The sequence below is a fragment of the Dialister sp. UBA1703 genome (assembly GCA_002320515.1).
In the GTDB taxonomy this organism is placed as follows: domain Bacteria; phylum Bacillota; class Negativicutes; order Veillonellales; family Dialisteraceae; genus Dialister.
On sequence record DCJJ01000134.1, the window covers coordinates 1 to 8387 of the forward strand.

The window sequence follows — 8387 nt, forward strand, 5'->3', positions numbered from 1 at the left end:
ATGAATTAATCAGTGCTTCCCAAGCTTAAGAACCCTTGGGCCCATAGGGCCCATCCATCTTACGAACCTTTCTATACAACCCTTCTACACAACCCGCCGCCGACAGGCGGCCATAACCCTCGGGCCAATGGCCCGTCAACCCTCACACCGAAGGTGTGTCCTCTTGATTGACATTCCCTTCCCTCATCTTCTATAATAATGTAAGTACTAAAAAAACCAATCCAGTACCAGGAGGAAGTTATGAAGGATAGACTTGTACAGGCGACGCTGGAGGAGATGGAGTCCAGGTCGCTGAAGTTTACGATGGATGACCTGGCCAGAAAGCTTCATGCCAGCAAGAGTTCCATTTATAAGATTGTAGATTCCAAGGAGGATCTGATACGGCTGGTGATGCACTGGGCCATGGATAAGTTTGACCGGAAGGCGGCGGAGCTCCTTTCCGGCCAGGGGCCGGTAAACCGGCGGCTTATGGCTTACTGCGGTCTGTATTTCCACACTTTCTGGTACCTGCCGGATGCGGTGAATGAGGATCTGGAGGCCCGGTATGAGGAGATATGGAAGGAATGGGATCAGTACCGGGAAGCCCGGTTTGATGATATGATGGCCCTTCTGAAGGAAGGGGTGGAGAAGGGCGAATACCGGAAGGTGAATCTCCCTGTGGTGCGGCAGTGCGTGTTTTCTGCAGCTCGGGGGCTCACGGATCCCGATTTCCTTCGGAAAACGAATATGACCGGCCGGGATGTGCTGGAGATTCTGGAGGATATTATGCTGAAGGGGCTGGAAAAGCGGGATGACGAATGTACTCCTGCTGAGGCTGAAAAGAAAGGGGAGAAATCGAGATGAGAAATTGGAAGAAGTGGGTGTGCCTCATGGCTGCGGGCATGACTTTTTTTATGGCAGGCTGCGGCAGGAAGGAGGCGGTGTCTACCCAGGCGCCGCTGGTGAAGACGGTGGTGGCCGGTGAAACAGCGAAGGGGGAGAAGACCACCTTTTCCGGTACGGTGCACGGCTATTTCGAGTCTCCCCTGGCTTTTCAGACGGGAGGCCGCATTATGGCCCGGTATGTGGACCAGGGCCAGCGGGTGAGCGCCGGTGAGGCTCTCATGAAGGTGGATTCCAAGGATGCCGAGGAGCAGGTGGCTTCCGCCCGAAGTGCCGTCATTGCTTCCCGGGCCAGGGCAGAGCTTGCCTATTCCACCCGCGCCCGGTATGAAAAGCTCCATGCTGCCAATGCCATTTCCGAGCTGAATATGGACCAGGTGAGGAACCAGGCCCAGCTGGCCCAGGCGGAGCTGGATTCTTCGGAAGCCACTCTCTCCTGGGCTGAGAATAATCTGGGCTTTACCCTGCTCACGGCAGACCGTGACGGCGTTATCGGTTCCACTCTTTATGAGGTGGGACAGGTGGTGGCTGCCGGTACGCCGGTGGTGACCATTATTGATGATTCCAGACTGGATGTGCATATTTCCCTCACCGAAAAGCAGTACCGTTCCTATGGTGTAGGTACGCCGGCCACAGTGACCTTCTGGGCTCTGCCCGGTGTGACGGTGGAAGGGACGGTGCGTGATGTGGCAGCCGCTCCCAATTCCCAGACCGGCACCTATGATGCCAAAGTGACCCTCATGGACCCGCCGGACACCGTGGCTGTAGGCATGACGGCAGAAGTGAAATTCGGCAGTCAGAAGGACAGTCAGGGATTCATGATACCGCTGTCGGCCATGGCTTCCCAGAAAGAGAATCCGTCCGTGTGGGTCGTAAAGGACGGCAAAGTCCATCTGGTGCCGGTGACCGTAGGCCGCTATGGCGATGATACGGTGGAAATCACCGGCGGTATCTCCAAGGGAGACCGCATCGTTTCCGCCGGCGCTTCCAAGCTGTCGGAAGGTGAAGAGGTGAGGACATGAAAAGGCTGAATCTGGCGGAATGGGCCATCCGTTATAAACAGATCGTCTATTTCTTCATTATCTCCATCATTATCGGCGGGATTTTTTCCTATTTCCGGCTGGGCCGAAGCGAAGACCCGAATTTCACAATCCGTGAAATGGTGGTGGCAGCTGCCTGGCCCGGCGCTACGGCAGAGCAGATTACAGAGCAGGTCACCTATCCCCTGGAGCGGAAGCTCCAGGACACCAAGGGCCTGGACTATATCAAGTCCTTCACCCATGACGGCAAAACGGTCATTTATGTGGACTTGAAGGATGAAGTACCTGCATCGGAAGTGAAGCAGCGCTGGCACGATGTGCGAAACGCCATTACCGATGTGTGGGGCGATATGCCTGCCGGCGTCGTAGGGCCGATGATTAACGACCGCTTTGATGATGTGTACGGCTCTATTTACGCTTTAACCGGCGATGATTACAGCTATGAGGAAAAGCGCAGGTATGCGGAAAATATCCGCCGGCAGCTGGTGCTGGTGCCGGACGTGCAGCAGGTGAAGCTCCTGGGCGTACAGGAGCAGATGATTTATGTGGAAATGGACCAGAACAAGCTGGCTTCCTTCGGCCTGAATCCTTCTGATATTTACAAGGTGCTGCAGCAGCAGTCCGCCATGATGCCTGCCGGCACCATCCATACCAATACCCGCAACGTGGCTATCCGGGTGGAAGGCCTTCTGGGGACTACGGCAGCTCTGGAAAATATTCCCATCCATGTGGGTGAGCGCAGTTTCCATCTGGGCGATGTGGCCAAAGTGACCCAGACCTATACGGACCCGGAAACGTCCCTCATGTATTTCAACGGCAAACCGGCCATCGGCATTGCCGTGGCCATGGCTGACGGCGGCAATAACCTGACTTTGGGAAAGAACCTGGAGACTGCCGTAAACAGAATGAAAGGGGACCTTCCGGCAGGCATGGAAGTGAGCCTGGTGGCTGACCAGCCGAAGGTAGTCAACAATTCCATTGCCGAATTTACGGAAGCCCTGATTGAAGCCCTCATCATCGTCATGGCGGTGAGCTTCCTGTCCCTGGGCCTTCGGAGCGGCATGGTACTGGCCATGTGCGTGCCGGTGGTAGTGTGCGCCTCTTTCCTCTTCATGAAATGGCGGGGCATTGACCTTCATATCGTGTCCCTGGGCTCCCTCATCGTGTCCCTGGGCCTTCTGGTGGATGATGCCATCATCGTGATTGAAATGATGCAGGTGAAATTGGAGCATGGATACAGCCGCATGGAGTCAGCCGAAGGCGCTTACAAGGCCTGCGCCGCCCCCATGCTGGCAGGCACCCTGATTACCGCAGCCGGCTTCATTCCCGTGGGCCTGGCCGTGGGACAGGTGACAGAATATACCAATTCCCTTTTCTGGGTCATCAGTTCCACCCTGGTACTTTCCTGGATTGCTTCCATTTTTGTCAGTCCTGTTTTGGGATACCAGTTCATTAAACTGGGAAAACCGAATCCCATCAAGGTGAAAGTACAGGAAAAGGCTTACAGCGCCTTCCGCAAAGCAGTGAAATGTTTCATTCATTACAGAAAAACGGCCATTGTGGGCGTGGCAGGCCTTTTCATCTTCTCTCTCCTCACACTGCCCCTGGTGAATCGGGAATTCTTCCCGCCTTCCGTTCGTCCGGAAATCATTCTGGACGTGAACCTGCCTTCCGGTGCCTCCATTAAGGACACAAAGAAAGTGATGAGCGCCGTGGCAGACAGCCTGTACGGGGATCAGCGGGTTTCCTCCTTCTCCACCTATATCGGAGATACAGCGCCCCGTTTCATCCTTCTTTTCAGTCCCCAGGCAGCAGAAGACGACCATGGGCAGATGATTATCGTAGCCAGAGATACCACTGCCAGAGACAGCCTCCAGAAAGATGTGCAGAAATTCCTGGCTGACAGCTATCCGGAAGTGCGGGCCCATACCCGCTTCATCCAGACCGGGCCGCTGGAAGAATATCCGGTAATGCTCCGCCTCCGGGGGCCTGACGCCGGAAAGACGGCAGCCCTGGCAGAAGAGGCACTGGCTCTGATGAAGCAGAACCCGAACGTGACCAATGCGTCCCTTGACTGGCCCCAGCAGACACCGACGGTGCGCCTTACCATCAACCAGGACAAGGTGCGGGAACTGGGCATCGACAACTATGCTGTCTCCCAGGACCTCTATGTGAAACTGTCGGGCTACAAAGTGGCTGAATCCTACCAGGGCGACCAGCTGGTGCCCATTTCCTTCCGCCTGGAAGGGGATAACGCCGCCCGTTTGGGAAGCATTTCCTCCCTGCCGGTATATGCAGGAAACGGGCGCTACGTGCCGTTGGGCGAATTCGCCGATATTTCCTATCAGAACGAAACAAGCACCATCTGGCGCAGGAATATTGAACCCTGCATCACCCTCCGCAGTGATATTACCGGTGATGCTACCTCAGATACCGTGGCCTCCTCTGTATATGACAAGACACTGAAAGATTTCAGAAATAACCTGCCCGAAGGGTACACCCTTGAAAAAGGCGGCACCCTGGAACGAAGCGACATTTCCATGGGACAGATCATGGCCACCGTGCCGATTATGATATTCATCATCCTCATGATCCTCATGTTTGAGCTGAAGGACTTAAAGCTCATGGTGATTGCCGCCATTTCCGCGCCCCTTGGCATGATCGGCTGCATTCTCACCCTGGTGGTCACCCAGAAGCCCATGGGCTTCGTAGCCATCATCGGCATGCTGGCCATCGGCGGCATGGTGGTGCGAAACAGTATCATCCTCTTGGACCAGATCCGCCAGCACCTGGAAGAGGGCATGACCCCCTACAACGCTGTGGTGGAATCGGCGGTCCTCCGCTTCCGTCCCATCATGCTTACCTCCTTTGCGGAAGTGCTGGGCATGATTCCCCTGCTCCCGAACCCCTTCTGGAGCCCCATGTCCGCAGCCTTCATCGGCGGCCTCTCCGTGGCCACTCCCCTGGGCCTTCTCTTCGTTCCTGCCCTCTATGCCTTCTGGTACAAAGTCAAGGAACCGGAAGAAATCGTAGAACAGTTTGAAGAAATAGAAGAGGAAAAGAAGGAAAAGAAAGCAAAGAAAAAAAACAGAAAATAAAAGGACAGGGAAGAAATGTACAGTCATTTCTTCCCTGCCTTTTTTCGTGGGACAGCTCCGCTCCACAGTCATCTCGAGCAAGCTTCAATGGCAGTAGGAGGCGGAATGTGTAGGGGAACTGCTGAGGCACTGAGTCGAGAAATCTCCAGCCAAAAGCGGCTTGCGCCATTAGGGCATGAGATTTCTCCACTCTGCTTCGCTGCGGTCGAAATGACGATAGAGGCGGGCTGCAGTATGGTCATTTCTGAGGAAATCGAATGACACCAGTGCAGCTTTGTCCCACCGTCATTTCGAGCGGTGCTGCATGGAGTTATGGGACGGAATGTGCACGGGAACTGCTGAGGCACTGAGTCGAGAAATCTCCTGCCACCATGGGCCATGTGCCATTAGAGCGTGGGATTTCTCCACTCTGCTTCAGTGCGGTCGAAATGACGAGGGCGGCAGGGCCGCAGTATGATTATTTCCCAATTTCCCCATGGCAGAAAGCCGGAAAAGGTATATAATAATAAAAGTATGGACTTATGATTTTATAGTATTTTTAGAAACAGGAAGGGATTATGATGAAGATTTCACAGAGAGCACTGAGCCTGACCACTTCTCCGATTCGCAGACTGGGACCTTACGCCGTGGAAGCGGAGAAGGCGGGGAAGAAAATTTATCATCTGAACATCGGACAGCCGGATATTGAAACGCCGCCTCAGTTCATGGAAGCCATCCGCAGCTTCGATAAAAAGACGGTGGCCTATGGTCCTTCCCAGGGGGATATGCACCTCATCCACCAGATCCAGAAATACTACAGGGAATGGGGCATGGAATACAGCGAGAAAAATATTTATATTACCGCCGGCGGCAGTGAAGCGCTGGAGCTGGCAGCCCTGGCCCTCTGCGATCCCGGCGATGAAATCCTGGTATTTGAACCTTTCTATGCCAACTACAATTCCTTTGCCAAAATCGCTGGCGCCCATGTAAGGGCTGTGCCCACAAGCGCTGAAAGCGGCTACCGTTTGCCGGACCAGGAAACGGTGGAAAAGTATATTACCAATAAGACCCGCCTCATCCTTCTTACCAACCCCGGCAACCCCACCGGCGTGGTATACACCAAAAAGGAAATGGACATGATTGCCGCCGTAGTGAAGAAGCACGGACTGGCCCTCATTGCGGACGAAGTATACCGTGAATTCGTATACGACGGCGCCTACACCAGCTTCGGCACCTATGACGACCTGGCGGACAACCTGATTATCGTGGATTCCGTTTCCAAGAGATACAGTGCCTGCGGTGCCCGCATCGGCTGCCTCCTCTGCAGGAATGAAGAATTTACAGCCCAGATTAATAAATTCTGCCAAGCTCGCCTCTGCGTGCCTACGGTGGAACAGGTAGGGGCTGCCGCTCTCTACGACACGCCGAAATCCTACCTGGAAGCGGTGAACCAGGAATACAAGAAACGGCGCGACACCATTGCCGCCGGCCTTGCCGCCATCCCCGGCGTCATTTCTTCCGACCCCAAGGGCGCTTTCTATGTTATGGTGAAGCTCCCGGTGGACGATGCGGAAAAATTTGCCATCTGGATGCTGCAGAACTTTGAAGAAAACGGAGAAACCGTCATGATTGCCCCGGGCAATGGCTTCTACGCCGAACCGGGCAAGGGCGTGGATGAAGCCCGCCTGGCCTATGTACTGAACGTGGAAGACCTGAAAAAAGCCATCCACCTTCTGGGCGAAGGCCTCAAAGCCTATCCGGGAAGAAAAATCTGATTTCTGATAAATAAGGGAGCTGTGAAAAGATGGGAGCCATCTCTTCATGGCTTCCTTTTGTGTGTAAGGTTTCCTACCCGACATGAGACAGCCGCGAATCATTGGGACAGGAAACTTCTTTCCTGTCGAATAGGAACCCATTTACACCATCCTCCCGCTGATATACAATAGTCCCAAACGAAAGGGATGGGGAAGGAAAATGGAAAAATTATACTTTGCATCAGACTACATGGAAACGGGAACGCCGGAAATCCTGGAAAGGCTTTCTGCCCTCAAAGGAAAGAAACTCACCGGCTACGGGTCCGATGAAATTTCAGAATCCGCTAGAAACAGGGTGCGCGCTGCCGCAGGGGTGCCGGAGGGGGATGTGTTCTTCCTTTCCGGAGGCACCCAGACCAATGCCGTGGTGATTGGTACCATGCTCCGCCCCTACGAAGGGGTTATCGCAGCCCACACAGGCCATGTATCTGCCCACGAAGCTGGGGCCATCGAGCACGGCGGCCATAAGGTGCTGGAAATTCCTGTGGTGGACGGGAAAATCAGGGCAGAGCAGGTTGCAGAAACCGCCGATGCCTATTGGAAGGATGAAAACCATGACCATCTGGTCATGCCGGCCATGGTATATATTTCCCAGCCCACGGAATGGGGCACCCTCTACAGCTTGAAAGAGCTGGAAGACATCAGCCGGGTGTGCCGGGAAAAGGGCCTTGCCCTCTACGTAGACGGCGCCCGCCTGGCCTATGGCCTGGGGACAGAAGGGAATGACGTCACCCTTCCCGATTTAGGCAGGCTCTGCGACGCCTTCTATATCGGCGGCACCAAGTGCGGCGCCCTCCTGGGAGAAGCGGTGGTCTTCCCGAAAAAAGACCGGGTGCCCCACTTCTTCACCATGGTCAAACAGCACGGCGCCCTTCTGGCCAAAGGCTGGATTGCAGCCATCCAGTTCGACACCCTCCTCAGTGGCGGCCTTTACGAAAAATTGGGAAGAAACGGAGACCGTCAGGCCGACCGCATCCGGAAAGCACTGGATGAAAAGGGGTACCACCAGCACGTAAGAAACAGTACCAACCAGATTTTCATTACCCTCACCAAAGAAAAGGCAAAGGAACTCTCCGGCAAAGTGGAACTGGGCTTCTGGGAAAATAAAGGAAATCAGGTAGTCATGCGTATCGCCACCTCCTGGGCCACCACCGATGAAGAAGTGGATAGGCTTCTGGAAATGCTGTAAGGGGGATAGTGTACTAGTGATCTAGTGATCTAGTGTGCTGGTGAGCTGGTGAGCTAGTGAGCTGGCGTGTTCCACGCCCTCGGGCGTTTCCTTCTATGGTATAATAAATGGACAAGCCCCTTTGGGGCTTGAGGGTTCAGGCGCCTTTCGGCGCCCGGGTTCAAAAGGTTCAAAAGGTTCAGAGGGTTCAAAGGGTGGTGGTGGGGCGCCTCTAAATTATAGAAGGCGCCCTCTTATGATAAAACCTTTACAACCGCCCTGCGGGCGAGGAAATGCAAGCCCCCTTTGGTGGCTGGCGCCACCACCTTCCCCCCGCGGAGCAGTGGGACTATGGATGTTTAGCCATGGAGCCATGTCTCTTCAGGAAAGCATAGAGCGATTTATT

General features: G+C 54.5%; 5 protein-coding genes. All 5 read left to right on the forward strand.

Features of this window, described 5'->3' with window-relative positions; genetic code table 11:
- Nucleotides 1-240: 240 nt before the first annotated feature.
- A complete protein-coding gene (locus B2Y11_RS05980) occupies nt 241-843 on the forward strand; it encodes a TetR/AcrR family transcriptional regulator (RefSeq protein ID WP_291057305.1) in 603 nt (200 codons plus the stop codon).
- Complete coding sequence (locus tag B2Y11_RS05985) at nt 840-1904, forward strand: efflux RND transporter periplasmic adaptor subunit (protein ID WP_291057307.1); 1065 nt, start codon at nt 840-842, stop codon at nt 1902-1904. The genes B2Y11_RS05980 and B2Y11_RS05985 overlap by 4 nt, the downstream gene beginning before the upstream one ends.
- Nucleotides 1901-5020, forward strand: coding sequence for an efflux RND transporter permease subunit (locus tag B2Y11_RS05990; RefSeq protein ID WP_291057309.1), 3120 nt, complete (start codon nt 1901-1903; stop codon nt 5018-5020). Before B2Y11_RS05985 ends, B2Y11_RS05990 begins: the two co-directional genes overlap by 4 nt.
- 557 nt (nt 5021-5577) lie before the next feature.
- A complete protein-coding gene (locus tag B2Y11_RS05995; RefSeq protein WP_291057311.1) occupies nt 5578-6774 on the forward strand; it encodes a pyridoxal phosphate-dependent aminotransferase in 1197 nt (398 codons plus the stop codon).
- Between the two features lie 199 nt (nt 6775-6973).
- A complete protein-coding gene (locus tag B2Y11_RS06000; protein ID WP_291057313.1) occupies nt 6974-8002 on the forward strand; it encodes a threonine aldolase family protein in 1029 nt (342 codons plus the stop codon).
- Nucleotides 8003-8387 lie beyond the last annotated feature (385 nt).